This window comes from Micromonospora sp. NBC_01655 (assembly GCF_026339755.1).
Lineage (GTDB): Bacteria > Actinomycetota > Actinomycetes > Mycobacteriales > Micromonosporaceae > Micromonospora.
In genome coordinates, this window is sequence record NZ_JAPEQF010000001.1 from 4,263,168 (window position 1) to 4,289,732 (window position 26,565).

General features: G+C 69.8%; 21 protein-coding genes and 1 riboswitch. Of the genes, 9 read left to right on the forward strand and 12 right to left on the reverse strand.

The features are described from left to right. Nucleotides 1-56: 56 nt before the first annotated feature. The 4 genes from OOK41_RS19615 to OOK41_RS19630 form a co-directional block, all read right to left on the reverse strand. Complete coding sequence (locus OOK41_RS19615; protein WP_266266227.1) at nucleotides 57-1,118, reverse strand: hypothetical protein; 1,062 nt, start codon at nucleotides 1,116-1,118, stop codon at nucleotides 57-59. Then, a complete protein-coding gene (locus OOK41_RS19620; protein WP_243639298.1) occupies nucleotides 1,115-1,465 on the reverse strand; it encodes a PadR family transcriptional regulator in 351 nt (116 codons plus the stop codon). The genes OOK41_RS19615 and OOK41_RS19620 overlap by 4 nt, the downstream gene beginning before the upstream one ends. Before the next feature lie 389 nt (nucleotides 1,466-1,854). Next, complete coding sequence (gene rph / locus OOK41_RS19625; protein ID WP_266266228.1) at nucleotides 1,855-4,452, reverse strand: rifamycin-inactivating phosphotransferase; 2,598 nt, start codon at nucleotides 4,450-4,452, stop codon at nucleotides 1,855-1,857. 559 nt (nucleotides 4,453-5,011) lie between these two features. Further along, the gene (locus OOK41_RS19630) at nucleotides 5,012-8,002 is read right to left on the reverse strand and encodes a family 16 glycoside hydrolase (RefSeq protein ID WP_266266229.1); all 2,991 of its coding nucleotides are present in this window, start codon (nucleotides 8,000-8,002) and stop codon (nucleotides 5,012-5,014) included. A 363-nt stretch (nucleotides 8,003-8,365) separates the two neighbouring features. On the opposite strand from OOK41_RS19630, the gene OOK41_RS19635 reads away from it, so the two are divergent. After that, on the forward strand, nucleotides 8,366-8,974 hold the full coding sequence (locus OOK41_RS19635) for a bifunctional 2-polyprenyl-6-hydroxyphenol methylase/3-demethylubiquinol 3-O-methyltransferase UbiG (protein ID WP_266266230.1): 609 nt from the start codon (nucleotides 8,366-8,368) through the stop codon (nucleotides 8,972-8,974). Nucleotides 8,975-9,135: 161 nt separating this feature from the next. On the opposite strand, the gene OOK41_RS19640 is transcribed toward OOK41_RS19635, so the two are convergent. The 4 genes from OOK41_RS19640 to OOK41_RS19655 form a co-directional block, all read right to left on the reverse strand. Continuing rightward, on the reverse strand, nucleotides 9,136-11,109 hold the full coding sequence (locus OOK41_RS19640; RefSeq protein WP_266266231.1) for a cytochrome c oxidase assembly protein: 1,974 nt from the start codon (nucleotides 11,107-11,109) through the stop codon (nucleotides 9,136-9,138). 223 nt (nucleotides 11,110-11,332) lie between these two features. Continuing rightward, nucleotides 11,333-11,884 carry a copper resistance CopC family protein gene (locus OOK41_RS19645; protein ID WP_266266232.1) on the reverse strand — a complete coding sequence of 184 codons (552 nt, stop codon included), beginning with the start codon at nucleotides 11,882-11,884 and terminating at the stop codon, nucleotides 11,333-11,335. Between the two features lie 82 nt (nucleotides 11,885-11,966). Beyond that, nucleotides 11,967-13,187, reverse strand: a complete 1,221-nt coding sequence (locus OOK41_RS19650) for a Dyp-type peroxidase (RefSeq protein ID WP_266266233.1) — start codon at nucleotides 13,185-13,187, stop codon at nucleotides 11,967-11,969. Then, nucleotides 13,184-13,756, reverse strand: a complete 573-nt coding sequence (locus OOK41_RS19655; RefSeq protein ID WP_117667070.1) for a copper chaperone PCu(A)C — start codon at nucleotides 13,754-13,756, stop codon at nucleotides 13,184-13,186. Before OOK41_RS19655 ends, OOK41_RS19650 begins: the two co-directional genes overlap by 4 nt. 248 nt (nucleotides 13,757-14,004) lie before the next feature. Here OOK41_RS19655 and OOK41_RS19660 point away from each other — a divergent pair, with 248 nt between their 5' ends. The 7 genes from OOK41_RS19660 to OOK41_RS19690 all read left to right on the forward strand — a co-directional run bounded on the left by OOK41_RS19660 (nucleotide 14,005) and on the right by OOK41_RS19690 (nucleotide 21,593). After that, nucleotides 14,005-15,516 (forward strand): MFS transporter, encoded by a 1,512-nt coding sequence (locus tag OOK41_RS19660; protein ID WP_243639301.1) that lies wholly within the window; start codon nucleotides 14,005-14,007, stop codon nucleotides 15,514-15,516. Between the two features lie 46 nt (nucleotides 15,517-15,562). Beyond that, nucleotides 15,563-16,144 carry a TetR/AcrR family transcriptional regulator gene (locus tag OOK41_RS19665; RefSeq protein WP_266266234.1) on the forward strand — a complete coding sequence of 194 codons (582 nt, stop codon included), beginning with the start codon at nucleotides 15,563-15,565 and terminating at the stop codon, nucleotides 16,142-16,144. 287 nt (nucleotides 16,145-16,431) lie between these two features. Then, nucleotides 16,432-17,604, forward strand: a complete 1,173-nt coding sequence (locus OOK41_RS19670; protein WP_266266235.1) for a cytochrome P450 — start codon at nucleotides 16,432-16,434, stop codon at nucleotides 17,602-17,604. Nucleotides 17,605-17,779: 175 nt separating this feature from the next. Beyond that, entirely contained in the window at nucleotides 17,780-18,532 is a 753-nt protein-coding gene (locus tag OOK41_RS19675; protein WP_165878049.1) for a class I SAM-dependent methyltransferase, read from the forward strand. Continuing rightward, complete coding sequence (locus OOK41_RS19680; RefSeq protein ID WP_266266236.1) at nucleotides 18,529-19,539, forward strand: aspartyl/asparaginyl beta-hydroxylase domain-containing protein; 1,011 nt, start codon at nucleotides 18,529-18,531, stop codon at nucleotides 19,537-19,539. Before OOK41_RS19675 ends, OOK41_RS19680 begins: the two co-directional genes overlap by 4 nt. After that, on the forward strand, nucleotides 19,536-20,762 hold the full coding sequence (locus OOK41_RS19685) for a cytochrome P450 (protein WP_266266237.1): 1,227 nt from the start codon (nucleotides 19,536-19,538) through the stop codon (nucleotides 20,760-20,762). Before OOK41_RS19680 ends, OOK41_RS19685 begins: the two co-directional genes overlap by 4 nt. A gap of 90 nt (nucleotides 20,763-20,852) precedes the next feature. Then, a complete protein-coding gene (locus OOK41_RS19690; protein WP_266266238.1) occupies nucleotides 20,853-21,593 on the forward strand; it encodes a hypothetical protein in 741 nt (246 codons plus the stop codon). 148 nt (nucleotides 21,594-21,741) lie between these two features. Here OOK41_RS19690 and OOK41_RS19695 read toward each other — a convergent pair whose 3' ends face one another. Beyond that, nucleotides 21,742-22,797, reverse strand: a complete 1,056-nt coding sequence (locus OOK41_RS19695) for a hypothetical protein (RefSeq protein WP_266266239.1) — start codon at nucleotides 22,795-22,797, stop codon at nucleotides 21,742-21,744. Between the two features lie 374 nt (nucleotides 22,798-23,171). Next, a riboswitch (cobalamin riboswitch) is annotated at nucleotides 23,172-23,386 on the forward strand. A 139-nt stretch (nucleotides 23,387-23,525) separates the two neighbouring features. Here OOK41_RS19695 and OOK41_RS19700 point away from each other — a divergent pair. After that, nucleotides 23,526-24,023 carry an acyl-CoA thioesterase gene (locus OOK41_RS19700; protein WP_266267904.1) on the forward strand — a complete coding sequence of 166 codons (498 nt, stop codon included), beginning with the start codon at nucleotides 23,526-23,528 and terminating at the stop codon, nucleotides 24,021-24,023. Between the two features lie 148 nt (nucleotides 24,024-24,171). Here the strand turns inward: OOK41_RS19700 and OOK41_RS19705 are convergent, their stop codons facing one another. The 3 genes from OOK41_RS19705 to OOK41_RS19715 all read right to left on the reverse strand — a co-directional run bounded on the left by OOK41_RS19705 (nucleotide 24,172) and on the right by OOK41_RS19715 (nucleotide 26,551). Beyond that, on the reverse strand, nucleotides 24,172-24,441 hold the full coding sequence (locus OOK41_RS19705; protein ID WP_266266240.1) for a superoxide dismutase: 270 nt from the start codon (nucleotides 24,439-24,441) through the stop codon (nucleotides 24,172-24,174). Nucleotides 24,442-24,446: 5 nt separating this feature from the next. After that, nucleotides 24,447-25,061, reverse strand: a complete 615-nt coding sequence (locus OOK41_RS19710; RefSeq protein WP_266266241.1) for a superoxide dismutase — start codon at nucleotides 25,059-25,061, stop codon at nucleotides 24,447-24,449. Nucleotides 25,062-25,246: 185 nt separating this feature from the next. Then, nucleotides 25,247-26,551: a dihydroorotase gene (locus OOK41_RS19715; protein ID WP_266266242.1), complete on the reverse strand. Its 1,305-nt coding sequence runs from the start codon at nucleotides 26,549-26,551 to the stop codon at nucleotides 25,247-25,249. Nucleotides 26,552-26,565 lie beyond the last annotated feature (14 nt).

Below are 26,565 nucleotides of genomic sequence, written 5' to 3' on the forward strand. Positions count from 1 at the left end.
CAGCGGCATGACAGGTGGATCGGTGCGGGCCGGTGGCATCGTGACGGGGGTGGGTCCTACCCGGTCGGTGTGGTGGGCGCTTGTGCGTCGGCAGGGATCGGTGGAAGCCGGCGCAGCGCTCGGATGGCTCGTCCGGCGAGCGGTAGGGCCACGGCCAGGACGGCGATGGCTTCCGTCACCGCGATTGTGCCGAGTGCGGTGCGTTGTGCCTGGCCGATGTAGTCGGGCAGAGTCACGAGTCGTAGGGCGAGGGTGGTCGCGGCGAGCAGGGTGAGCGCCAGCGACCACGGCAGCGTGGAAGCTGACTGCCGGGATGCTCGCCCGGCTAGGCGGACCGCGATGGCGGCGGTGACCATGACGCAGGACAGGCCGGGCCAGTCCAGCAGCCTCGGTGCCTGACTCGTGGCCTGGATGGCGAACAGCGGCAGGGGGACAAGCAGGATGCCGATCGGTATCGCGAGGAGCCACGGGCGGCGCGGCACGGGTGGGGCGTCGCGGTGAAACGCCGCCATGGCGAGTACCAGGAGAATGTCGATGAGCCGCACGGCCCAGGGCGTCACTGACAGTGGTACGTCATTGGTGGCCTGCTCCACGGCGGTGGTGACGGCGGGTGGCACGATGGCGAGCAGGGCGACCGCCTGGGCCACGCGGCGGTGTCCGAGAACGAGCGCGAGGTAGGCAGGGAGCCAGGCGTAGCCGGCCAGGTTCCACGCGGTGTGCCAGATACCCGACGGCGGCGTGAGCGCCCATGCGGGTGCGGGTGCCGGCAACCAGGCGATCCTCCCGGACAGCCAGAGTGTGACGGCGATGCTGGCGGTGACCATGACGGCGTGGGTCAGCATCGCCATCAGGGTCGCCAGTCGCACGGCCTGTCCCCAGGCGTAGGAGCGGGCTGGCGCCTGGGAGCCGCCGAGACGCAACCGGACGGCCAGGGACACGATGCTGGCGACCTCCGCCAGGCCTGGCCGGCCGTAGTCTGCGGCGTACTCGGCGGTTTCCGGGTCGTCGTCGTCCATGCTCTCCAGGAAGGCGGCGACCATGTCGTCTTCCCATTCCTGTCGATAGCCAGCGGGCAGCAGCCGCAACACGAGGCGGTAGCGCTCTTCGAGCCGGCTCATGATGGCACCGGCCCCGTGATCGGGTTCCGCTGATCACGCAGCCGGGTCGAGGCGAGACGCGCGTTCGCGGCCAGCCGTTCAGCCTCCACGGCGAGGGCCTCGCGGCCCCGCTCGGTCAATCGGTAGTACCGGCGTAACCGCCCTTGCCATACCTCCTCGCGGTCCAGCTCGACCAAGCCGTCGCCGACGAGCCGGTCCAAAGTCCCGTACAGGGAGCCGATCTTCAGCCGCACCCGCCCCCGCGACAGCTCCGCCACGTCCGCCACGATCCCGTAGCCGTGGCGCGGAGCGTCGACCAGCGCGGTGAGGATGAAGAAGGCTGGTTCCGTCATCACCCGAGAACTCATCCACCCAATATAATGGACGCCAGGATATCCTGTGTGTCAGGATCTGGATCGTAGACAGAGTTCACCAGGCGTCGCACCCGCCGAGTCGACGAGAAGGAGTCATCATGGGCGACGGTGACGCGGCGGACGCCGCAGACCTGGGCGGGCCGGACTTCGCTCCCGCGATACCCGCGGCGGAGAGCAGCATCGTCGGCGCCCCACCCCCCAGCCGGACCATCGTCCTCGGTCCCGGATACAGCGGCCACGTCGTCCTTGGGCGGAGCCGAAGCGGTCCGCGTCCGTCCAGGCAGGGTTACCCAGCGCCAACCGCAGCCGTGGCCGTCCCTTTGACCATGCCCGGCGCAACTGGTTCGACCGAAGCTACGAACAGCCTTCCCGGTCGTGGTCAGTCAAGACAGGATCTCGACGTACCCGTCGGTTCCGTGCACGCGAATCCGCTGCCCATCCCGAATCAGCTTGGTCGCATGCTCCACACCGACGACGGCGGGCAAGCCGTACTCCCGGGCGACCACCGCCCCGTGGGTCATGAGGCCGCCGACCTCCGTCACCAACCCCTCGACCGCGACGAACAGGGGTGACCAGCTCGGGTCGGTGTAGGCTGTGACCAGGATGTCGCCCGGTTCGAGATCGGTCTCGGCCAGGTCCAGGATGACGCGGGCTCGCCCCTCGACGGTCCCGCCGGAAACCGGGAGGCCGACCAGCGCGCCGGTCGGCACATCGTCGCGTCGGTACGCCCCGGCGATGCCCTCACCTTCCGAGGTGAGCACCCGGGGCGGTGTGAGCGCCTGATACGACCTGAACGCCTCCTTCCGCCGGCGGATGAGCTGATCATCCGCCTGGTGCGTGCGCACGACGTCGTGAAGCTCCTGAAACGTGAGGTAGAAGATGTCTTCCCTCTCCCGAAGCACGTTGTCGCGCACGAGGCGCTCGGCCTCTTCCAGCAGGGCCTGCTTGTAGACGAAGTAGCGGCTGACAATGGCGTACTTCGGGTACTCCCGGTACCCGATGAAGGTGCGGACTCGATCGATCATCCGCTTGGTCTCTTCGGCTTTCCGCTCCCCGTCCGGCAGGGCTCGCAGGCGTTCCAGGACGTCCTGCTCCTTCCTGTCCGCCTTCTGGCGCCCCTGCTCGAAGCGCCGCTTGCCGGCGCCCGGCTCGAAGTTCCTGATGTTGTCGAGGATGACGGGCACGAGCGCGGTGGGGCGTTCGCTCCAGCGCGGCCTCGTGATGTCGATCTCGCCGACGCAGCGCATGCCGTACCTGTCGAGGTAGGCCCGGATGGCGTCCCGCGCTTCCCGGCCGCCCGGGAGCTTGGCCAGCTCGTCCAGGAAGCCCTCGTCCTCGACCTTCTGCAGGAAGGCCACCACCTCGGGATGCGGGCGGATGACGTCGGCGACGTCGAGGAGCGCCAGCCCCATCTCCGACGTGACGTTGTGGGGCGCGGACAACGTGAGGGTGTCGGCCGCGTTCTTCTCGCCCAGCCACGCCTGCAGTTGCTCGTTGAGCCACCACGAGGCCTCCATCCCCGCCATGATCACCTGCATGCTCCGCGGCTCCCCCACGGCCCGCTTGTGCTCCTGGAAGGCCGCCAAGAGGAAGTCGAACCGCGCCGGCCCCGATGTCGTCTGGATGTCGCGCTGCAAGGTGGCGATGGACGCCTGGCTGCGTTCGATCAGGTCGGTGACGATGGCCGGATCGGTCTCGATCGGGGCGGGCGCGCCGCCAGCGGGCGGCCCTGCTGGACCCTCATCGGGAAGCGACGGAATGAAGTCGCCGCGGTCGATGACGGTCTCCAGCGCGTCCCTGACCAGCGGATCGCCTCTTCCCATGACAGCGAGCAGGCCGGCGCGGCTCGCAGGCGATGCCAGGCGCCGGGTGACGTCGACGAACAGCCTTCCACCGGCGTCGTACATCGGCGCGAGGGCCGTCAGCTGCCACACGGAGAGCCCCAGCGGCTTCATGGGGTCGGTCATCATCTGCTGATGACCGACGGAGACGTAGACATGGTTCTCTCCGTCGCCGGTCTCGGGGACGGGGAACAGCGTGGTGATCGGCCGACTCTGGACGATCTGGAAGTCATCGTCGACCAGGCACCATTCGATGTCCTGGGGGTGGCCGAAGTGGGCTTCGATCCGCCGGCCCAGCCGCACCAGCCGCACGACCTGTGCATCCGTCAGCGCCGGCTGCTCCTGCTGCTCCGAGTCGAGCGCCTGTTCCCTCGTCCCGCCACCCGGCAGGGCGTGGACGGCAAGCCGCTTGGTGGCGACCGCCTTGTCGATGATCTCACCGTCCCGCACCTTGTAGGCGTCCGCGTTCACCCGCCCGGAGACCAGAGCCTCGCCGAGGCCGAAGCTGGCCTCCACGGAGGCGACCTTTCGGTTGGACGTGACGGGATCGGCCGTGAACAGGACGCCGGCCACCTGCGGGAAGACCATCTTCTGCACGACGACGGCCAGGTAGACGGTGCGGTGGTCGATGCCGTTCCGCTGACGGTAGGTCACGGCGCGCTCGGTGAAGAGCGAGGCCCAGCACCGGCTGACGTGCTGGAGGATCGCCGCCAGTCCCATGACGTTCAGGTACGTGTCCTGCTGGCCTGCGAAGGAGGCCGTCGGCAGGTCCTCGGCCGTCGCGCTGGATCGGACGGCGTAGGCAGCTCGCGCACCGAGCCCGGTGAGAGCCCGGGTGATCGCCGCAGCCACATCGTCGGGGAGGACGATCCCTTCGATGGTCCGGCGGATCTCCGCGCTGAGCGTGCCGATCGCCTCCCGGTCGTCCGGGTGCAGGCGCGACAGCTGATCGAGCTGATCGTCGATCCACGGCGCCTCGGCCATGATCCGCCGGAAGGCGTCCGTCGTCACGCAGAAGCCAGCCGGCACCCGGATGCCGTCGATCCGCGACAACGCCCCCAGGTGCGCGCCCTTGCCGCCAACCGTCGCGCCCTGCGTCTCGTCGACCTCTTGGAGACCTAACACGTACTGCTCGATCACTGCGATACCTCCGAGGCGGCCGTCGTCCACTGCACTTCGCTGACCGGGTGGATCACCACGCCGTGCCCCAATTCTTCGTCCATTCTTGGATCCGGCCGACGATTCTGCGGCAAGACCCGGGTCTTGCCGCAAGCCCCCCAGTGCGATATAAGTTAAAGTGGGACCGATGCATATGTTGTTGAACCGTGCCGCGCCGTAGGCCGCCACCTCGTCTGAGGTGAAGTCGACATCGGTCGTCTGAGGTGAGGTCGACATCGGCGGCCCGTTCCAACAGCGCACAGACCAGGGGATCCTGCCTGGTGACCTCTTCGGCGAAGCGAAGGCGCCAACGGCCGGCCCAGACCTCGCGGGCCCAGACCTCGCGTTCTGTACTCCAGCCGTGGCTGGTGGAGTGTCGGTGCCCCCGCACCCTCCGTCACCACCGAATGTGAGACAGAGCCGAGATCAGGACACTCCCCCACCGGAGCAGGCGACCGGTCCGGAAGCGCCGGGCCGCCGAGGCGGCGGCGACCGGTGCCGGATCGGGGGTGACCCGACCCGGCACCGTCCGGTGCGCCGCTCAGGCGAGCGGCTCAATCCAGATGTTGCGGTACTGCACGGTGTTCTGGTGGTCCTGGAGGCGGATCGACCCCGTCGCGGGGCCTTCGGGGATGTTTCCGCCGGTCGGGCCGGTGATGGCGACGTCGTCCTGGACGAGCACACCGTTCCAGACCACCGTCACCCGGGCATTTTCGATCTTGGTGCCGGTGCTGTCGTAGCGGGCAGCGCGGTACTCGATGTCGTAGGTCTGCCACGTCTCGGGTGGTGTCGCGGCGTTGACGTCGGGCGCCTTCTGCAGGTAGATGGCGCCGGCCTCGTTGGTGTCCAGCGTTGGGTCGCCGTACGAGTCCAGCACCTGGATCTCGTACCGCTCCTGGAGGTAGACCCCGCTGTTGCCGCGGGCCTGGCCGGTGACCTCCGGCGGCAGCAGCGGCACCTTGAACTCGACGTGCAGCCGGAAGTCACCGAACGCCTGCTTGGTGCGCAGGTCGCCGTTGCGGACCTCCATCGCCCCGCCCTCGACCTTCGCCCAGCTCGCCGTGCGGCCGTCGGTGTGCTGCCACTCGGAGAGGTCGACCCCGTCGAACAGGACGATTCGCTCACCGGTCTTGCGCACCGTGATGAGGTCCAGGTTGACGTGCCCGGTGTCGGGCGCGTCGACCCGGTACTCGATCGCGTTGACGCCGCGGCGCAGCGTGAGCAGCTCCGTCTTGGTGGCCCACTGCTTCCAGGTGATCGTCGAGGGCAGAACGGTCTGCTTCACCTTGCGGCCGTTGACGTAGATGCTGATCGTCTTGTCGCCCTGGAACGGGTTGGGGCCGTTGCTGTAGCGGAGCCCGACCTCGTACTCACCGGCCTTGGTCACCTCGACGTGGACGGTGGTGGAAGTGTTCAGCGAGCCGAAACCGTCGACAAAGCCCACGCCGGAGAAGCCGGCGTGCTCGGTGTCGATGGTCGCAGAGCCCTTCCGGTGCCCCTCCTCGGCCTCGTAGAAGATCCGGTCCGGCTGGGCACCGGGAATCTCGTTGAGCGTGTACCACGCCTCGGTGTTCCACAGTTCCTCGCCGTTGGCCGCCGTGAACGGGCGCGGCGAGCGCAGGTGCACGACCCGGTCGCGCTTGAGGCCGGGGACCGTCAGCGTCACCTTCTTGCGGTCGGCGGAGACCTTCACCCCGGTGACGGTCAACTGCTCCTCGTCCACCTTGGGGCCGCCGTACGCCGGGGTCGGCGCGTACCGCCACTGTTCCAGGCGGTAGCTCTGCGCGATGTTCTGGATCGTCGCGGTGGAGAGCGGCCGGGTGTACTCGATCGTGAAGCCCTGCTTGGTGACGGTCATCGACCTCATGTCGAACGTGTTGGCGCCGTTCGGGGTCAGCTTCTGCAGGCCGTGATTGAGCTTGCCGGCCTGGCCCCAGTTGCCGCCGGCGCCCAGGCCGCCGACGTAGACGGCGCCGTCGGGCCCGATGGAGACCTCGTTGACGCCGGCCTCGAGCCCCTGGGTGTGGCGGAACACCGCGCCCTGCTGCACGCCGTCCACCTCCTCGAGGTACGCCCGCTGTAGGCCGCCGTAGGTGACGTCACCGATCAGCAACTGCCCGCGGAACGGCCCCTTCTTGAGCAGCACCGGCGTGCTCGGCGAGTTGGCGATCTCGTTCTGCGGCAGCCAGAGCACCGGCTTGGCCACCGGGTTGTCGTCGAACGGGCCGGCGGGGTTGGTGTAGTGGTTGAAGAACTTGTCCTGCTCGATGCGGACCAGCTTGGACGCGGGCAGCCAGCCGCCCTGGTTGTCGGTCACGTAGAGGGCATCGTCCGGACCCCAGCCGATGCCGTTGGGCGTGCGCAGGCCGCCGGCGACGTAGCTGACCTTGCCGGTGCGCTTGTTCACCACGATGCTGGTGCCCCGGTTCGGCGCCGGCTGCGGGTTGGTGGTGGCGCCGCCGAAGTCGATCGCCACCGAAAGGTTGAGGTAGAAGTTGCCGCCCTTGTAGAGCAGGCCGAACGCGAACTCGTGGAAGTTGCCGCCGAACGGCCAGCTGGCCACGTTGCGGTACTCGTCGGCGACCTCGTCACCGTCGGTGTCGCGCAGCTCGGTCAGCTCGTGCTTCTGTGAGACGTAGATGGTGCCGTCGACGACCGCGACGCCCATCGGCTCCTTGAGCCCACTGGCGACCCTCTTGTACGTGACCTGGTCGGGACTCGTCGCCCCGGTCACGTTGTCCAGGATGTACACCTCACCCTGTAGCTGGTCGGTTTCACCCCAGGTGGAGATGACCAGCCGGCCGTCGGCGGTCCACGCCATCCCGGACACCTGTGGCTCGAAGCCGGCGGGCCGCAGGTCGGTGAGGGTGTAGTTGGGGTTGACCGAGTCCAGCGGGAGCCCGTCTCCCGGAGCGTCGGACACCCCCTGGCAGGCCTTGAATCCGGGCGCGGTGACCCGGACGACGCCGGCGTCCGTGCTCAGCATCGAGTTGGGCACCACGGTGAAGCTCGTCTCGCCCGGCGGCTGCCACGAGAGGGTGAGCTGCTGGCCGCCGCCGGCTTCGAAGTACTCCACGCGCAGCGCGTGGTAGCCCTTGGTCAGCGTGACCGCGCCGTCCTTCGAGGTGGCGCCGTGCGGCCCGTCGTGGTCGACCACCAGCGCGTCGTCGATGTAGAGCCGGGAGCCGTCGTCGCTGGTCAACCGAAAGGTGTACGCACCCGCGGCCGGGATGTTGATGTTGCCGAGGGCGTGGGTGACGAAGTTGTCCTCGAAGCCGAAGTCGGCCGCGGTGCGCCAGTCGATGACCGGCATCAGCTTGTCGACGTTCGGGGTCTGGCCGGGCTTGAGCGTGCAGATCGTGCTCAGCGGCACCCGCACGTCGTACGTGCGCAGCGTGACACCGGGCTCCTGGGGCGGCAGGTCCGCCGCGTGGACGGCGCCGGGCGCCAGCCCGACGGCGACCGGGGGCGCGACGAGGACGGCACTGAGGAGTGCGACGAGACGTCTCGCGCGCGAGGGGGGACGGGGCATCGATCCTCCAGGGACGGGGGTCGGGACGTTCCCACGATCGACACGCGCCGAGGGTGCCTGCCCGGCGTAGCGCTGAACTTCGATCATGGGTCAGGAGACATCATCGACCACATTCGTCGCGATAACCAGATCTTCCGACCAACCAAACGCAACTTTTGTCGATACCTGCGAAAGTTCGGGTGCGGCGGTGACGATCGGCCACCCCTCGCCGGGGCGACCCAGCAGTGGATGGTGTGCCAGGATCGCGGCCGAGGAGCGAGTCCCCCCAGGTCTCTCCCAGCAGGCCCGCCTCGCTCGCTGGCTGCGAGGTCATTCCCTGAGGACCGCGGGTCTGCCCGATCCGAGGGCCGATAAGGTCATGCGGTGAACCTGGAACAGGTCCGGCAGGCATATGCGTCCGTCGCAGAGCTCTACATCGGCCTGTTCGGTACAAGCCAGCAGGTACACGCCGACGACCTCGCCTTCATCGGGCGACATCTGGCGGACCGACCTGGCCCGGTGCTCGATCTGGGCTGCGGGCCCGGCCATATCACCGGTTACCTTCGCTCGCTGGGCGTGGACGCAACGGGAATCGACATGGTCCCCGAGTTCATCGCCCATGCGCAGGCGGCCCACCCGGGCGGCAGGTACCAACTCGGGTCGATAGACAACCTCGCCGTTGCCAACCACTCCGTCGCCGGCATCCTGGCCTGGTACTCGTTGATCCATCTCTCGCCGCAGAATCTCGACGGCGTGCTCGCTGAGTTCCGGCGGGCAATGGCCCCGGCCGGAACGTTAGTGCTTGGTCTCTTCGTAGGTGACGAGGTCGCCGCCTTCGACCACAAGGTCGTGACCGCCTATCGCTGGCCCGTCGACGAGTTCTCCGAGCGACTGACGCGAGCCGGCTTCACGGAGGTTGAGCGCCTGCAGCGGCCCAGCGAAGGCGCTCATCGGCCGCACGCCGCCATCGCGGCAATCGCAACCGAAGGGTGAGCTCAGCCGGCGAGCTGCGTGGGCTCGTCGGCCGCCGGTGTGGACGACCTGACGGTGTGGTCGGCGTCGCCAGGGTCACTCGGGGTCCTGTGACCGGCGCTGTCGATGCCGTCGTCGGCGCGCCTGCGGTGGACACCGTCGACGGCACGGTCGGCCTGACCTCATCGTGGGCGGTCCGGGCGGCGGTCGCTTTCGCGGGCGGCGTCGCGAAGGAAGGTGTTGTAACGGGCGAGGTCGTCGGGCGTCCCGGTGGCGTCGGCGCGGTCGGCGGCCCGGTCGAGGCGGGCCTGTTCGCGTTCGTCGGCGCGGATCCATTGCCGGACAAGGACGATCATGACGACGGCGGCGGGCAGCTCGCCGAAGGCCCAGGCGATGCCGGCGCCGAGGTGCTGGTCGTCGAGTAGCGGTGCGGCCCAGTCAGGATGCACGGCGAGGTACCAGTCGGGAGCGATGACGGTGGTGCTCTGCATGAGGATCAGGCCGAAGAAGCCGTGCGCCATCATCGACGCCAGGTGGATGATCACCAGCAGGGGTGGGGCGAGTCTGGGCCGTCCGGGGTCGACGCCGATGAGGACCCAGAACAGCAGGTAGCCGGCGAGGACGAAGTGGGTGAGCATGGCCAGGTGCCCGAGGTGGGAGCGCATCAGGGTGCCGAGCAGGTCGCTGAAGTAGAGCCCGAAGAGGCTGCCGGTGTAGATGGCGAGGGCGACCAGCGGGTGGGTCAGGATCCTGGCCGGTCGGCTGTGCAGGGCGAGCAGCAGCCATTCCCGGGCACCGCGCATCTGCGGGTCGGCCGGTCGGCGCAGGGTCCGTAGCGCGAGGGTGATCGGGGCGCCACCGACGAGCAGGATCGGTACCAGCATCGACAGCACCATGTGCTGCACCATGTGTGCGCTGAACAGCACGTAGGCGTAGCGGGCGATCCCGAGGTTGGTGATCGCGGCGAGCAGCAGCATGCCGGCCAGCCAGCTCGCGGTCCGGGTCGCCGGCCAGTGGTGCCCGGCCCGCCGCATGCGTGCCACGCCAGTGAGGTAAGCGAGGACGCCGAGGGTGACGAGGGTCAGGAAGAACATGTCCGGTAGCGGTTGGCCGATCACTCGGGTGGCGGCTGGCGCGGCGGGCATCGCGAAGCCGAGCAGTTCGGTGAGCGGGTCGGCGTCGAGCGGGTCGTCCGGGATCGGGGTGGGGCTGCGGGAGAGGGCGACCGCGAGTCCGACGGCGGCGGCGAAGACGACCAGTTCCGCGGCGGCGAACCGGGTGAATACCCCGCGCTGGCCTGCTCGCAGGGCGGGGAGCGTGTGCCGCCGGTGTCTCGCGCCGAGCGCGCCGAGGGCGAGCAGTGCGGCGAGTTTGCCGCAGAGCAGCCAACCGTAGCGGGACTGCCATAGCTGGTCGACTGTGCCGAGGCGTACGGCGGCGCTGGCCAGGCCGCTGATCGCGACGGCGGTGCAGCAGCCCAGGGCGAGGCGGCTGTACCGGGTGGCGGTGTCCGCGAGCAGGCGGCTGCGGCGCATCATCAATAGGGCGGCGAGTCCACCGACCCAGATGCCGGCGGCGAGGATGTGCAGGGCGAGGCTGGTTACCGCAATCTGGTGGTTGCCGGATCCGGCGGCGTGTCCGGTGAATGCCGGTGGTAGCAGTGCGGCCATCGCGAGCAGCGCGACCGTGGCGGCCAGCCAGCGGGACACCCCGGCCCGCGACAGCACCGCCGCCGCCAGGGCGAGCCCGGCTTGCAGTAGCAGTGCCTGACCTTGGGGGATGGAGGCCGCGAAGCTGACGACGGTGGCGCTACCCAGGTTGTTCAGCGGTTGTCCGAGCAGGTCTGACACCGTGAGGACGATCAGGACAGTGGCGGTCAGCGCCCAGCCGGCCGCGGTCACGGTGCTCCGGCGCAGCAGTTGGTAACCACGGGCGCAGACCGTCGGCCCGTCTCCGGGAAGCAGGAACGCGGCGGTCATCGTCATGCCGACCGTCAGCGTGGCCAAGGTGTTGAGCAGGAGCCGAAACACCGGCAACGCCCACATGACGCCCGGGCCGGGGTCGGGCAGGCCGGGGATGGCCGTGGCCAGGGCGCCACCAGCGCGCAGTGCGGCCAGCAGCACGACGACCGCGACAACGCCGACGACGACGGTCAACCACCAAGGGAAAGGGGCCATCGACCGACGGACGTCAGCTCGGCCACGGGGAGGAGCTTCCGCGACGGCTACCGGAGGCGGGGTGCCCTGTCCGGTCTCGCCCTCGATCGGGCGCCGGTGTCGGGCATCGGTTTCGGACATTCGTTTGACCTTGATCTCGGGCTGGACCAGCGCGTCGGCTGCCGGTCGGATCGGTGCGCCCAGCGGCCCTGGCGGGATCTTCTTATCGGCGGATCCGGCGATGCCACCACATCGCACCGGCTGTCGTGACGAGCCCGACCAATACCGCCGCGCCGATGAACACGCCGGCCCCCGAGCCGTTCTCCTTCGCCGCAGCGGCGGCGGTGGGCTCTGGACTGGTTGTGGCGGCGCCGGACGGTACGGGTACGGCGGTTGGGTTCGTGCTGGACCGAGGATCAGCCACCGCGAAGGCGTAGGAGCCCTGAACAGGGTGACCATCGGCGGAGACGACCCGGTAGGCGACGGTGTAGGTGCCATTGCCCAGTGGCGCGGTGAGGGTGACCGTGCCACGAGTTTCGGCCACCACGGGTGCTCCCGTACCGACGCGTTGGTTGCCGGCGTCGGTGACCACGATGGTGGTGAAGGTGGGATTCAGCCGTTCGGTGAATTCCAGTGCGATCTCCGTCGGCGCGACGTTCAGGGTGGCGTCGCGGGCAGGGTCGGCGGAGCGGAGGCTGTTGTGGGCCTGGGCCGGTGTGGGCACGCCGAGGACGACCAGGACGGCAGCCAGGGCCGCGAGGCTCAGCCGGGCCATGGCGGAGGCTCGGCGCGACGGTACGGACATGGCAGGTGTCTCCAGGTCGGCGGGAGTAGGTCGGGAGCTGTGCGTGCGTGATCTAACCGAGGAGTTGTTGGCCGATCCACCCTCCGGGCGGGCAGCCGGGCGGGATGGCGAAGACGGCGGAACCGATCGGCGTGGTCCACTCGTTGAGCAGGTCCCGCTCGGCGAGCCGCCGTTGAATGGGTAGGAACTGTTCGGTGATGTCGGCCTGATAGGAGGCGAAGATCAGCCCGCTGTCGGCGGTGCCGTCGGCTGCCGGGGCCTCGTCGTAGTTGTAGGGCCGGCGCAGGATTCGCTGCCGGTCCTCGGTCACGTGCGCCCGGCTCAGGTGGGAGAAGTCGGGGATCACCGTCAGGCCCGCCCCGTTGACTGCGGCGAAGTCCGGCGGGTCGTGCTCGGCCTGTCCGGTCAGCGGTGCTCCGGTGTCCAGCCGTCGGCCGACGGCCAGTTCTCGGTCGGTGCGGCCGAGCAGGTCCCACTTCTCCAGGTCCATGCGGATCCGGCGTAGTACCAGGGTGCTGCCGTTGCGTAGCCAGGGCGCTTCATCCGTGCTCCAGACGGCGGTGTCGAGGGCGGGCGTGCCGGGTCGCGGGTTGGCGGTGCCGTCGAGCTGGCCGAAGAGGTTCCGCTGGGTCGGGTTCCCCTGCTGGGTACCGTGGCTGCGACGGAAGCCCCGCTGCACCCATCGGACGGTGGCGAACGGGCGGCTGTCCTTGATCAGCATTCGTTGGGCGTGGGCGACGGTGACCGGATCGTCGGCGCAGATCTGCAGCAGCAGGTCCCCGCCGGACCAGGCCGGCTGGAGCCGGTCGACGGCGAACGGCGGTAGCTCGGCCACCGACGGAGGCCGGCGGTCGGCCAGCCCGGCCGCCCGGTACAGGCCGGGCCCGAACCCGAATGTCACGGTCAGCCGGGCCGGTAGGACGGCGAGTTCGGCCTCGGTGTCGGCCAGCGCCGGCTGCCCCTGGGTGAGCCGGGCGGCGTCGTCGCTGAGCAGGCGCAGCATCCGGCCCAGCACCGCCCGGTCCGGGTCCGGCCGGAGGGTGAACGCGACGAAGCACGCGTGTGCCTGCGCGGCGGTGGCGACTCCGGCCTGCCGGGTGCCGTGAAACGGCTCGACGAGCGTCCCGACGGTGGTGGCTGTGGCGGCGGCTGAGTGGTCCCGGGTTGCCACCGTCGCGGCCACCGCGCCGGCCAGGGCCCCGGAGGCTGTCAGGGCACCACCGGTGAGCAGGCCTCGTCTGCTCACCGGCCGGCCGGTGCCACGGCCGGTCACGTCGCCGGGCTCATGCTCATGCTCGGGTGGCCGGGATCGTAGCTCTCTCCCGCGCCGGTGAATGGCTTGGCGACCGCCGAGAACTGGAGGGTCTTCCCATCGGCAAAGGTCAGGGTGAACGTCAGCTCGTCACCGGCTTTGACCGGGGCGGTTACGTTCAGCAACATCAGGTGGTCGCCGCCGGGCTCCAGAACGTGACTGCCCTTGGCCTTGACGACGATCCCGCCAACCTTGGGCTGCATGACCATTCTGCCGTCTTTCATGGTCATCTCGTGCAGCTCCATCGGTGACACCGGCGTACTCGCGCTCACCACGGTGATGTCGGTGTCGCTGTTGTTGACCAGAGTGCCGAAGGCAGCCGTCATCCCCCTGTCGGCCGCCTTCACCCACGGGTCTCGCACCGTGATCGGACCGGCCGGGGTGGTCGCTGCCGAACTGGGACCGGCGCCCGGCGCGGGGTCCGACGACCCGCACCCGGCCGAACCGAGGACCACCGCGGCGACGGTGGCCATGAGGGTCGTCAAGGCCGCCGGGCGCCGTCGCGGTCCCGGTGTGGCGGCTGTACGCATTGAAGTTGCCTCCGAGGATGTTGTGCTGCTGTCGGGTTGGTCGCACCCAGGACGCAGTTAGTTCCTACGCCTCGTAGTAATTCCCAGGCGCAGGCCGATGGCAGACACGATCCGTCGAACGTCGGCGACCGGCCCGCCGGCGGTGCGTCAGTAACCAGTCCGGGAGGTAGCTGCCGGCAGGTAGCTTCCGCCGGGTTTCGCGGCGCGGACTGGGAAACTGTACGGACTGGTCGGTATAGTCACTCGCCATGAGTGCGGGTAAGCGGCCGGTCATGGATGCCCAGGTCATGTCGGAGGGGCGTCGGTGGGCGGCGTTGGGGGTACTGGTCGCCGCAGTGCTGCTGCTGGCGATCGACGGCACGGTGCTCTACCTGGCGGTGCCGTCACTGACCCGCGATCTGGCCCCGACCGCGACGCAGATCCTGTGGATCGGGGACATCTACTCGCTGGCCCTGGCGGGGTTGCTCGTCACGATGGGCACGCTCGCGGACCGGGTCGGCCGCAAGCGGCTGCTGCTGATCGGTACGACGGCGTTCGGCCTGGCCTCACTGCTGGCGGCCTTCTCGACCAGCGCGGAGCTGTTGATCGCCGCTCGGCTACTGCTGGGCGTGGCCGGGGCGACCATCATGCCGTCGACGTTGTCGATCATCCGGAACATGTTCGCCGATCCGCGCCAGCGCACCCGGGCCATCGCGGTCTGGTCGGCGGCTGGCGGCGGCGGGATCGCGCTCGGGCCGCTGGTCGGCGGCGCGCTGCTGGAACGGTTCTGGTGGGGCTCGGTGTTCCTGATCAACGTACCAATCATGGTTGCGCTCCTGGTCACCGGCATCATCCTGCTGCCGGAGTCCCGCGACCCCAACCCCGGACGCTTCGACCTGCTCTCCGCGGGGTTGTCGATGGCCACGATCGTGCCCCTGGTCTACGCGGTCAAGCACGCGGTCAGCGACGGACTCGACGCGATCACCCTCGGCTGTCTCCTGGCCGGCCTGGTGCTGGGCGTGCTCTTCGTGCGCCGGCAGCGACACCTGACCGCGCCGTTGATCGACGTGGGCCTGTTCCGCAATCCGGCGTTCAGCGGTGCCGTGTTGGCGAACTTCATCGCGATTTTCGCGTTGACCGGCCTGCTCTTCTTCTTCTCCCAGTACCTGCAACTCGCCCGCGGTTTCAGCCCACTGCGGGCCGGGCTGGCCGAGATGCCCGCGACGATCGCCTCCATCCTCGTCGTCGGTCTCGTCGGGGTGGCGATCACCCGGCTCGGCCGTGGTCGAGCGATCGCCGCCGGGCTGGGGCTGACCGCCGTCGGGCTGCTACTGGTCGCGGCCGCCGAAGGGGCCGAACACTATCTCTGGCTCGGTCTCGCGCTCGTGCCGGTCGGGCTCGGTGTCGGGCTGGCGATGACGCTCACCACCGACGTGGTGGTCTCCGCGGTACCGCCCCGCAAGGCCGGCGCGGCGTCGGCGATCTCCGAGACCGCCTACGAGCTTGGTGTGGCGCTCGGTATCGCCATTCTCGGATCGGTGGTGACGCTCGCCTACCGGGCGTTCGTCGCCATCCCCGAGGAACTGCCCGGCACGGTGCAGGACCGGATCAGGGACTCCCTCGCCTCGGCGCTGAGCGTGGTCGAACCGGGTTCGGACCTGGCGCACGCGGCACGGGAGGCGTTCGTCCACGCCATGCAGATCACCTCGGTGGCCGCCGCGATCCTTGCCGCCATCGCCGCCATCGCCGCTTGGCGTACCATCCCGTCAACGCGAGACTGACCCGGATTTCCTGAGGGCACGCGGGCGGGGAGAGGGAGGGACGACGGTGGGCCGTAAGGCCGGACGCTCACCCGGCGAGACGCGCCGGCTCCTGCTCGACGCGGCCGGGGCGATAATCCGTACCCGGGGTGTCTCGGCGACGCTGGACGACATCGCCCAGCAGGCCGGCGTCTCCAAGGGCGGGCTTGTCTACCACTTCGCCAGCAAGGAAGATCTGATCCGCGCCCTGGCCGATGATCTACTGCAGACCTTCCGGAACGCGGTCGAGTCCGCGTTGGATCCGGCCGACACCGCGCCGGGGCGACTCACCCGGGCCTATGTGCGCGCCTGTCTGGACACCTCGCAGGACGAGCGGGTGCTGCTGGAGACCATCGCCCTGCTCGCTCAGTTGATCACGATACCCGCCGTCGCGGAGCTGGCCCGCGCCGATGCCGAATGCTGGGACCGGGAACTGCGGGCCGACGGTCTGCCGGAGGAGGTTCTCGCGCTGGTCGTCTCCGCCGCCGATGGTGCCGTCAACGCGCCCCTGTGGGGAACCCTGACCCGAACCGCGAACCTGCGGCGTCTCGAAGACCAGCTCATCCGACTCACCCTCTCGGACTGCGCCCCGCCATCGTCCGGCGGCTGAGACCGACCACGCGGTCGCGGTGACCCAGACGCGCGCCTGGAGTGGCACGTCGTAGGTGACCCCGGCAACGCCCCGTCGTATCCGCGCAGCACCTCGGCGTTGCGGCGGGCCTACGGGTAGCCGGCCCCGCCGTCGGTACGCCACGATGCCACCGTAGCTGTCCACAAGCGCCGGTTTCCGGACCTTCCATCGACAGACGTCATGTGATTGAATGCCGATACCGGCAGAAAGACCATCGGCGGTACGCGCCCACAAGGCGCATGCCTACGCCTGAGGGGTGCGCGGATATGACGCTGCCTGAAATTGACATGGACGATCCGCTCGGTCCCCTGTTACGGCAGATGGATCTGCGCGACCCATATTCGGTCTACGCCCGGCTGCGCGCACGGGAACCGATTTTCTACTACGAGCCGCTGCAATCCTGGATGCTCACCCGCCACGCCGACTGCACCGCCGTCCTGCGGGACAGCGCCCGGTTCGGCGCCGACTGGCGACGGGTGGGCGAACAGGTTCCGCCACAGGCGGTCAGCGTGCAGACCCTCGATCCGCCGGAGCACACGGCGATCCGCCGGCTGCTCATGGAGGCGACCCGGCTGGTCGACACCCCGGCCGCGGCGCGGCTGGTGGCCGGGCGCACCCGGGCCCTGCTCGGCCGGCTCGCCGAGCGTGATCGCTTCGACTTCGTCGGCGAGGTGGCCGAGCCCCTCGCCGCCGGTACGATCACGGACCTGCTCGGCGTGCCCGAGCTGGACCTCGCCTGGTTCGTGCCGGTCGCCAACCGGATCGCCGACGGCATGGACGCCGGCCTCTGGCCCGAGCTGGGCCCGCCGGCGATGGGCGCCCGGGCGGAGCTGGCGGCGTACACCGGGACCTGGCTGACCGATCCGCCCGAAGCCGGGGTGATCGCCCATGTCGCCCGGCACGCCGACGACGCCGGCGTCGACCGCACCGTGGTGGCCAACAGCCTGCGGGTCCTGCTGCACGCCGGCTTCGAGTCGGCCAGCCGGCTGCTCGGCCTCGCTGTCGCGGTCCTGCTCGCCGAGCCCGGCCGGGCGGAGTCGTTCCGCCACGCCGAACCGGATGCCGCCGTCGACGAACTCGTCCGGCTCAGCTCACCGGTGCAGGCCACGGCACGCGCCTGTGTGACCGACAGCCGGTTCGGCGAGGTGCGGATCCGGGCCGGCGAGGCGGTGACCCTGCTGCTGGGCGCCGCCAATCGGGACCCCGAGCGCTTTCCCGACCCGAACGCCTGGCGGCCGGACCGCAGACCCAACCCGCACCTGGGGTTCGGCCGGGGCGCGCACTCCTGCCTCGGGTCGCCGTTCGCCACACTGCAGGCCCGGATCCTCAGCACCGTCCTCACGACGGAGTACCCACATGCCCGGTTGCTCGCCGAGCCGGCGTACCGGCGCAACCTCACCCTGCGTGGCCTCGACCGTCTGGAAATCGCCCTGCGATAGCCGGTCGCGGTCGCATTCCCGATCGATGACGAAGGGAGGGACGACATGCGTTACTGGCACTGAGTCAAATTGAAGTGAGAGGCAGTGTTCGTCGGGCACCCGGACGATGTTCCGAAGGTGCCCGACGGGCACTGTCCTGGCCGGAAAGAATGTACTCGACCAGGAGGACACGAACATGCGAGGCCCGGATCCGTACGCGTTCGCAGCCGGTTACTACGATCTATTCCGGGCGAAGCTCGGCGACGAGGCGCTCCCCTCGGTGTCGTTCTTCACGGAGTTCGCCCCGTCCGACGGATATGCGCTGGAGATTGGACCCGGCACCGGGCGCGCGACGCTGGCCGTGGCGGCGAAAGTGGCCGGCTTGGTCTGCCTCGAACGGTCCGCGACGATGCGCGCGGTGCTGCTGGCGAAGCTGGCCGAACGGCCGCACCTGCAGGCGCGGGTCACCGTGCTCGATGTCGCTGTGCCGCCGTTCCGGCTCGACCGTCGGTTCGACTACGCGTACTTCGGCGGCGTGCTGGAGCACATCCGGCCGGCCGACCGGCCGCACCTGTTCCGCGCCGTCGCCGACCACCTCGCCGACGGTGGCCTGCTGGCCATGGACATGGTGCTCAGGCAACCGGCACCGGACTTCCCGGAGCGGGTCGTCGACGAGGTCACCGTCGGCGAGTGCCGGTACGAGCTCGCCGCCGCCGCCACCGCGCTCGGCCCGGACGAGTCGCAGCTCACCTACATCTACCGCACGTTCCACGAAGACCGGCTGCTCGCCACGGAGAAGGTCGAGCGCCGACACAACATGCACCGGCCGGAGCCGGTGCTGGCCGACCTGGCCGCTGCCGGGCTGGCGCCTGCCCCGGGGCTGGTGTTCGCCGGAGTCTCCGCCGAGGACCCCGGTGGGGTCGTCGTGCGCAAGGAGGCGTCGGCGTGAACCGCGTCCGGGCGGCGAAGTCGGCTCTCCCCGCCGTGGTGCCGCTGGACCGGCGGTACGACCCGGCACGCCTGGCCGACGAGGTACACGCGTTGCGGGACCACCGCTGGCGGGCGCAGCGCGCCTACAGCCAAGCCGGACTCGCCGCCCCGGTCGAGATCGACTGGCGAATCCTGCCGCTGCGCAGCCCGACCGGCGACCCGGGGCGTACCGATCCCGGCGGCGCGGGCCTCGATCCGTACCGGGACACCCCGCTGCTGGCCCGCTCGCCGTACCTGGCCGAGGTGCTCTCCACCATCCCGGCGCCGCTGCGCGCGGTCCGGCTGATGTCCCTCGGCCCCGGGGCGCAGGTGCACGAACACCGCGACGGCAAGTGCGGATACCCGTGGGGCGTGCTGCGGCTGCACGTACCGGTGATCACCAATCCCGGCGCGGAGTTGGTCATCGAGTCGACGCCGTACCACTGGGACGTGGGCCGCCTGTGGTTCGGCGACTTCGACCGGCCGCACTACGTGCGCAACACCGGACCCGAACCGCGCGTCCACCTGGTGATCGACTGCCTGGTGACCCGGTCGCTGCTGGACCTGTTCCCGGAGGCGTACCTGGACCGGCTGCCCTGGCCGGACGTCCTGCTGGCCACCGACCCGGTGCCGCTGCGGGCCGCCGACCTGGCCGGGCTGGGCTGCGAGTTCCCGGTGCCCGCCGACTTTTCGCGGTGGTCCGAGGAGGACCCGCTGGACGAGGCCCGGCCCGACGTGCCGGGCCGCATCGAGGTCGACCAGGGACGGCCGGTCCTGGTGCTGGCGGGCGATCCGACGTTCGCGCTGGTGCACATCGGCCGGTCGGAGTTCCGGTTGGAAGGCTGGACGGAGGAGCGGACGCTCGTCGTCGACACCGCCTCGCCCCGCCCCAGCGTCCGGTTCCGGGTCCGGGACGGCCGCCTGCTCACCGAATGGGTTCGACCGGCGACCATCCGCCACGCCGTCAGCGAAGGAGCGCTCCCGTGACCGTCGCCCCCGCCAGGTTCGACATCCCGAAGGACTTCTCCCAGCAGGAGGATCCGTACGCCCTGCTGGAGGCGATCCGCGCGAGCGGACGGGTCCAGCGGGTCCGGTTGCGCGGCGCCGTGCCCGTCTGGCTGGTCACCGGGTACGCCGAGGCCGTCGCCGCGCTGAACGACCCCCGGTTGAGCAACAGCCTCGAATACGGGGCCTCCGTCCTGCCCGGCCCCGCCGAGCAGCGGCGGCGGGCGAACGTACTGGCCTGGAGCATGCTGTCGGTGGACCCGCCCGACCACACCCGGTTGCGGGGCGTCGTCGCGCGGGGCTTCACCGCCCGGCTGGTGGAGCAGCTCAAACCACAGATCCAGGAGCTCACCGACGGGCTGCTCGACGCCGTGGCGCCCACCGGACGGGCCGACCTGGTCAACGACCTCGCCTTCCCGCTGCCCATCGCGGTGATCTGCCGGCTGCTCGGGGTCCCGTACCAGGACCACCGGCTGTTCCGCGGCTGGAGCGTCGGCCTGGCCATGCCACCCGCCGACCCGGACACGCTGCGCCGGGCGGACGCGGCCCGCGCCGAGATGACCCGCTACTTCGAGGAGTTGGTGCCCGCCAAGCGGGCCGAGCCGGGCGACGACCTGCTGTCGGCGCTCACCCAGGCGCACGCCGCGGAGCGGCTGACCGACACCGAGGTCGTCGCCATGGCGATCATGTTGCTGCTCTCCGGTCACGAGACCACGGTTTGCTTCATCGGCTCGGCGATCGTGGCCATGCTGCGCGACCCCGGTCTCGCCGACGCGGTGCGCCGGGACTCCGCGCTGCTGCCGCCCGCCATCGAGGAACTACTGCGGCTCAACGGTCCGGTGACCCGCGGCGTGGCCCGGTTCACCAAGGAGGAGGTGGAGTTCGGCGGGGTCCGGATCCCCGCGGGCGAGATGGTCGTGGTGTCGCTGGCCGCCGCCAACCGCGACCCGGCGCAGTTCCCGCGGCCGGAGGTGGTGGACCTGGCCCGCAACCGGAACCCGCACCTGAGCTTCGGGCACGGCATGCACCACTGCCTGGGCCAGGCGCTGGCCCGCCAGCAGGCCACCATCGCGCTCGGTACGGTGCTGCGCCGGCTGCCCGATCTCGCGCTGGCCAAGCCGCTGGAGGAGGTGCGGCGCTGGCCTGGCATGCTCCGGGGCCTGGACGAACTGCCGGTCAGCTTCACGCCCGTCGTCGCGTCCTGAGCCACGCCGGTAGGTCAAGCGACGTGGCGCGGTACCCAACGACCGGGTAAGGCAGTCACACAGCGATGTCTGGTGCGGCAGAATGCTGGTGTGAGCGCGGAGGAAGACGACGAGTTCGAGGAGGTTGCGAATGTCCTCCGAGGACAGACGGCCGGTGACGCGGAACTTCGCCCGGCGCTCGAGGCGCTCGAGGCTCGGCTCGGTCAGCCCGTTGTTGCCCTTACCTGCGGGTCCATGAACTCCGTGGCCGGCCACGGAGTCCCGGGCGTGGAGGTTCCGACCATAACCGCCTGGGTACGTGGCGCGGCACTCGACCATGAACGCCGCCTGCGGGCGGACGCGGTCTTCGATCAGATCGTTGCCGAGTTTGGTCCGTGGCGGTGGCGGCAGTTCACGGCACGGGCGTTGCGGGTGGGGAACCTTCCAGGTTCGCGGGCCCGGCGCATCGCAGCACTTGGCTGCATCGAGTACATAACTGATCCGATTCTGGGCGGGCTGGGGTGCTTCGATGAGGAGGCCACGACACGCGTCATGGCGGCGATACCGCAGGAGCGGTGGGACCAGTCCCGCGATGACTGGGGAGCCAGCGTCTGGACCGTCGCCGTGAACGCGGATCTTCACAGCGTCTCCGTGTTCGTCCACACTGCGGCTCAGGTTGTGCAACTGCAGCGGACACCGCGATGGTATGAGTGGGAACGACAACTCCGCGCCCTCATCGCCGAAGAGGACGAGTTCGGGTCAACCAGGATCATCCCGGTCAACATCGCTCTCGAGAGCCGGGAAGCATTCGAGTCCGACTGCCAAGGAAACTGGAGCTACTACTGGTACTGAGGTTTCGCGCCGCGCCTGCGCTTGCGCCGAGCACAACCGACGGCCGCTGGTCGGGGAGCCAGCTTTACTGTAGCGACGGTTCTCAGGTGGTGGCGGCGAGTTGGTTGCGGGTGTGAACGAGGCGGCGGGTCATAGTGTTGATCGCGGCCTACCGCATTATCGCGCTGGTCAATACCGCCGCGACGACTCCGAACAGCAACGGGATCAGACAGCCGACGACCGCAATTCCGCGCAGCCTCGTCCTCGCGAACAGCGTTGCTCTGCGCGATCGACGTGCTTCGTCCGCGACTCGCCTGCCCGGCACGGCAGAACCGCCCTGTCGGTCCAGTTGCTCGTCCACCAGCGCGGCGAGGTCCTCGATCCACTCCCAGAATGCGGGAGCCGTGTTCGGCAGCGCCCAACGCGCGATGAAGAAGACGCGGCCGTCGACGATCTCGACGTCGCAGTTCCCCGCGAGCTCGACGAGCGTCTCCTGCACCGCGGGGGTGAGCAGCCTCCGGACGGCGTCGTCATCCTGCGGTGCGCAAAGTACCTGGAAATGCACGTCGAACGAGCCGCCCATCACCAGCGGCCGGTGCGATGGCGGTACCCCCCATGCGCACGACGGGACATCTCGCGCGGCGGTCACCAGCGTCATCGGCGGCAACGCTGTCCGCACGGTGAACATGACGTAGCAGGCCGTGTGCGGCATGCGCGTCGACCCCGTCCAGGTGGAATAGGCGTAGTTCGCGACCTCGAACGGACGATGCGCAGTCCCGGTCACCAGATCACCCGCGACCCGCAACGATCCGACGCGGAACAAAGCCGCCGGTCGAACCGGATCCTTCTCGACGGCTGTGTAGGACATCCCATTCGCCTCGGTGAAACGCCTCAGCCGGTACCAGCCGACCTCCGAGGCCCGACGACCCCGGACGACACCCCGGATCCGCATCACGGCGAGCGGAACCACCATGAGACCCGCGATCACCACCGTCGTGGCATCGGCGCCGGGCGCACCGAACATAAGCTGCACCATCAGCACGCACAGGGCGGCCAACGCCCCCGCACCGACCACAAGTACGGCGCTCTGGAACACGATCCAACCTCCGGCCGCGGCCTCGCCGGAACGTCCGCCCTCGTGACGTACCAGTTCGCGGCCCTCCGCACGGGCGAGCGCAGGATCGACGGGGGCGCGAAGCGCGACGTCATCGAAGCGCGACGTCATCAGACCACCTCCGCCACGGGTCCACGGCAAGATCCGTCGAGCTGCGTCAGCGTTCCGGCTGCCGTGACCCTCCTTCGATCAACGGCATCTGCACGGTGACCTGCCGCCCCGCCTGCACGGGTGTTCGCGAACAAACCCGCCCTGGACCCCATCCCGGGCCCTCCCATCAACGTCAACGGAGGATCCTCAACGACGAGGACACCGCTCAGGCAGGGCCACTCTAGACCGTCACGACCACCCCAACACCCAAGAGGTGGGGCCAGTTACGACCCAGCCGGCAGCGGCACCGACGGGCGAGAAGTGCAGGAGATGGGGCGAGGGAGCTACCTCACAGCCGGCCCCGCCGCCGCCCGAGACGTGACCGGCGGCGGGATACGCTGCGGGACGGCGCTGGTTCGCCCGGCCGGACTCGGCCGAGCGTCGTAAGAGGGAACCCGGTGGAAGTCCGGGACTGCCCCGCAGCGGTGAGTGGGAACGACCGCCGTCATCAGCACTGGGCCACCGGCCCGGGAAGCGACGGCCAGTAGGAGACCGGTGACCCCGGTCGTGCCCACGAGTCCGAAGACCTGCCCGTGCCGCGTACACAACCCGTGTGCGCTGCCGTCGGCCTCGCGGGAGGGCTGGGCGGGTGACCCGCCGCGCCCCGACGCGGGCGGGCCCTCGACAGCGTGTCCGTGTCTCGGCGGCGTGGGTTCGAGGGACGGACTACCGCTGTGCACGACACCACCATGACCGCCGGCCGACCGCCGTCGGCGTCGCACCTGATCCTGTCGCAGATCATGGACCAGCACCACACCAACCTGATGGGCACCGTGCACGGAGGCCGGATACTCAACCTCATCGACTCCGTCGCCGGAGTGGTTGCCGCCCGGCACTCCGACGGGCCGGCGGTCACCGCCGCCATCGACGAGACCGCCTTCCTCCGTGCGGTCCGGGTCGGCGACGTCGTTCACGTCGATGCCCGGATCACCTGGGCCGGTCGCAGCTCGATGGAGGTGGCGGTCAAGGTCACCGCCGACCGCTGGGACCGGGCGGTACCACCCACCGACGTGGCCACCGCCCACCTGGTCATGGTCGCCGTCGACGACGACGGTCAGCCGCGCACCGTGCCCCCGCTGCTACCCGAGACCGATGGCGACCGGTGCCGCTACCGCGAGGCGCAGATCCGCCGGGAGCACCGGCTTGCCCTGCGGCGGGCGCTGCTCGACGGCGTCGAGGGGGGCTAAGGCGTGGTTGGACTGTCCGTGGCCGCGCTGGCCGGCCATGTCGCCGCGATCGTCGTCCCGCCGGCACGGCGTGGTCCGCGCCGTCACCCCCGTGCATGACCGCGGGCGGGGTCCTCGTGGTCGGCGAGCGGCGACGAGGACCCCGCGGTCAGCTCCCGGCGGGTGGTGGTTGACCTGCGGTGACCGCGACGAGCAGGGACAGCTCCCGGACCAGGTCGTCCATGGACTGCCCGCTGCCGGCCCGGACCAGGCCGAGCGCAAGGTCAGCGAGCAGGTAGAAGCCAAGGGTCTTGGCCTGCTCGCCGGGGAACGCGGCGAGGAGTTCCTCGGCACCGGCGAGGTCACCGCGGTGGGTGGCCGCGATGACCCCGGCGGCGCGTTGGACCAGCTCCGCCGCGGCGGGGGTGGGTGCGCTCACCCGGGTCAGATCTTCGGGCTCGCGGCGCGGGCGGCGTCGAACCGGGCGATCACGTCTGGCCAGTTGACCAGGTTCCACAGCCGGTCCACGTAGTCCGGCCGCACGTTCTTGTACTGCAGGTAGTAGGCGTGTTCCCAGGCGTCGAAGACCAGCAGCGGGGTGGAGCCCTGACCGACGTTGCCGTGGTGGTCATACACCTGCTCCACGATCAGCCGCTGACCGAGCGGTTCCCAGGCCAGGACACCCCAGCCGGAGCCCTGCACGCCCTTCGTCGCCGCCGACAGCTGTCCGGCGAAGGCGTCGAAGGAGCCGAAGTGCTCGTCGATCGCCGCGGCGAGCTCGCCGTCGGGTCGGTCGCCGCCGTCCGGAGACAGGTTGTTCCAGAAGATCGAGTGCAGGACGTGTCCGGACAGGTTGAACGCGAACGTCTTCTCCAGGCCGACGAGCGTGCCGAAGTCGCCCTTGGCGCGGGCCTCGGCGAGCTGCTCGAGGCCGTCGTTGGCGCCCTTGACGTACGCGGCGTGGTGCTTGTCGTGGTGCAGCTCCAGGATCTGTCCGGACATGGCCGGCTCCAGGGCGCCGTAGTCGTAGGGCATGTCGGGCAGGGTGTAGACCGCCATCAGGTGTCCTCCGATGATGTTGCCGCCATTTGGCTGTTGCCAGTATCTTGCAACAAGAGCGGTCGTGTCATGGGGAGCGGGCATTGATCACATCGGAAAGCCGATCGGGTGACCGCGGCGATGGCACGGCCACGCGGCTCAGTTCGTCCACCGATCCGCCAACGCAACAGCGCCGGTTGACGTGGTCAAGGACGGAAATCCACACAGTCCTTGCTGAGCACTACATCGCCGGTGGACCAGGCGAGCCTGCCGTCGATCATGGTGGCGACCACCCGGCATCCGAATCGGTGACCGGAGAAGGGCGTGTTGCGCGCGGGACTGGCCAGTCGGGCGGGATCGACCGTCCAGTCGGCTCCGGCGTCAACGAGACACAGGCTGGCCGGCATCCCTGGTTGGAGCGGGTCGGAGCCGACGCCGGTCCCCCCGATGGCCGCCGGCCGGATGGCCATCGCCTCGGCCAGCCCGCGCCAGGACATGAGTCCCGTACGCACCATGGTCTCCGCGACGACCGGCAGCGCGGTTTCCAGGCCGAGCATGCCGGGTGGGGCGTCGGACCATGGGCGGTTCTTGGCTGTCGGGGTGTGTGGCGCGTGATCGGTGGCGACCACGTCGATGATGCCCTCGGCGAGGGCGTCGCGCAGGGCCAGTACGTCCTGGATGTCCCGTAGCGGCGGGTTGACCTTGTAACGGGTGTCCCCGGTACGGATCAGTTCGTCGGTGAGCAGGAGATGGTGTGGGGTGACCTCTGCGGTGACCGGCCAGCCCCGGGACTTGGCCCAGCGGATGATCTCCACGCTGCCACGGGTCGAGACGTGGCAGATGTGCAGGGGTGTGTTGTCCGCGCCAGCGAGAACGCAGTCCCGAGCGATGATCACCTCTTCGGCCACATTCGGCCAGCCGGCCAGTGCCAACTCGCGGGCCGGTGCCCCGTCGTTGGCCTGAGCGCCCGGTGTCAGCGGTGACGACTGCGCGTGCTGGGCGATGAATCCACCCGCGTCGGCCGCCCGGCGAAGCGCCTGCCTCATCAGTGCGGGATCCTCCACGCACCGGCCGTCGTCGGAGAACATTCGGGTCTTGGCGTGCGAGGCAGCCATCGCCTCGATCGGGGCGATGGTGACACCGGCGAGACCGAGGGTCACCGCGCCCACGGGTTGTACCCGGCAGTGGCCGGTGTGCTCGGCGATGACGGCGACGTGTTCCACCTGTTCCGGGCCGTCGGCCACCGGATTGGTGTTCGCCATCGCGAACACGGTGGCGTACCCACCTTTGACCGCCGCCAGCGTGCCGGTGGCGATCGTCTCGGCGTCCTCGGTGCCCGGCTCCCGTAGGTGGGTGTGCAGATCCGTGAGGGCGGGCAGGACGATGAGACCGTGGCAGGCGATGTCGAGGACATCCGGTCCGGTGCCGATGTCGCCGCGTGCGGCGATCTTGCCATTTTCGATCAGCAGATCTATCGGGCGGTCGCCGTAGGGGCGTACGCCACGGAGCACCGTGCATGGCAGAA

What these genes read in the sequence shown, in the direction of transcription:
- OOK41_RS19615 (WP_266266227.1), bottom strand. Translation starts at nt 1,118, where the DNA reads ATGAGCCGGCTCGAAGAGCGCTACCGCCTCGTGTTGCGGCTGCTGCCC.
- OOK41_RS19620 (WP_243639298.1), bottom strand. Translation starts at nt 1,465, where the DNA reads ATGAGTTCTCGGGTGATGACGGAACCAGCCTTCTTCATCCTCACCGCG.
- OOK41_RS19630 (WP_266266229.1), bottom strand. Translation starts at nt 8,002, where the DNA reads ATGCCCCGTCCCCCCTCGCGCGCGAGACGTCTCGTCGCACTCCTCAGT.
- OOK41_RS19645 (WP_266266232.1), bottom strand. Translation starts at nt 11,884, where the DNA reads ATGGCCCGGCTGAGCCTCGCGGCCCTGGCTGCCGTCCTGGTCGTCCTC.
- OOK41_RS19655 (WP_117667070.1), bottom strand. Translation starts at nt 13,756, where the DNA reads ATGCGTACAGCCGCCACACCGGGACCGCGACGGCGCCCGGCGGCCTTG.
- OOK41_RS19660 (WP_243639301.1), top strand. Translation starts at nt 14,005, where the DNA reads ATGAGTGCGGGTAAGCGGCCGGTCATGGATGCCCAGGTCATGTCGGAG.
- OOK41_RS19670 (WP_266266235.1), top strand. Translation starts at nt 16,432, where the DNA reads ATGACGCTGCCTGAAATTGACATGGACGATCCGCTCGGTCCCCTGTTA.
- OOK41_RS19675 (WP_165878049.1), top strand. Translation starts at nt 17,780, where the DNA reads ATGCGAGGCCCGGATCCGTACGCGTTCGCAGCCGGTTACTACGATCTA.
- OOK41_RS19695 (WP_266266239.1), bottom strand. Translation starts at nt 22,797, where the DNA reads ATGACGTCGCGCTTCGATGACGTCGCGCTTCGCGCCCCCGTCGATCCT.
- OOK41_RS19700 (WP_266267904.1), top strand. Translation starts at nt 23,526, where the DNA reads ATGACCGCCGGCCGACCGCCGTCGGCGTCGCACCTGATCCTGTCGCAG.
- OOK41_RS19710 (WP_266266241.1), bottom strand. Translation starts at nt 25,061, where the DNA reads ATGGCGGTCTACACCCTGCCCGACATGCCCTACGACTACGGCGCCCTG.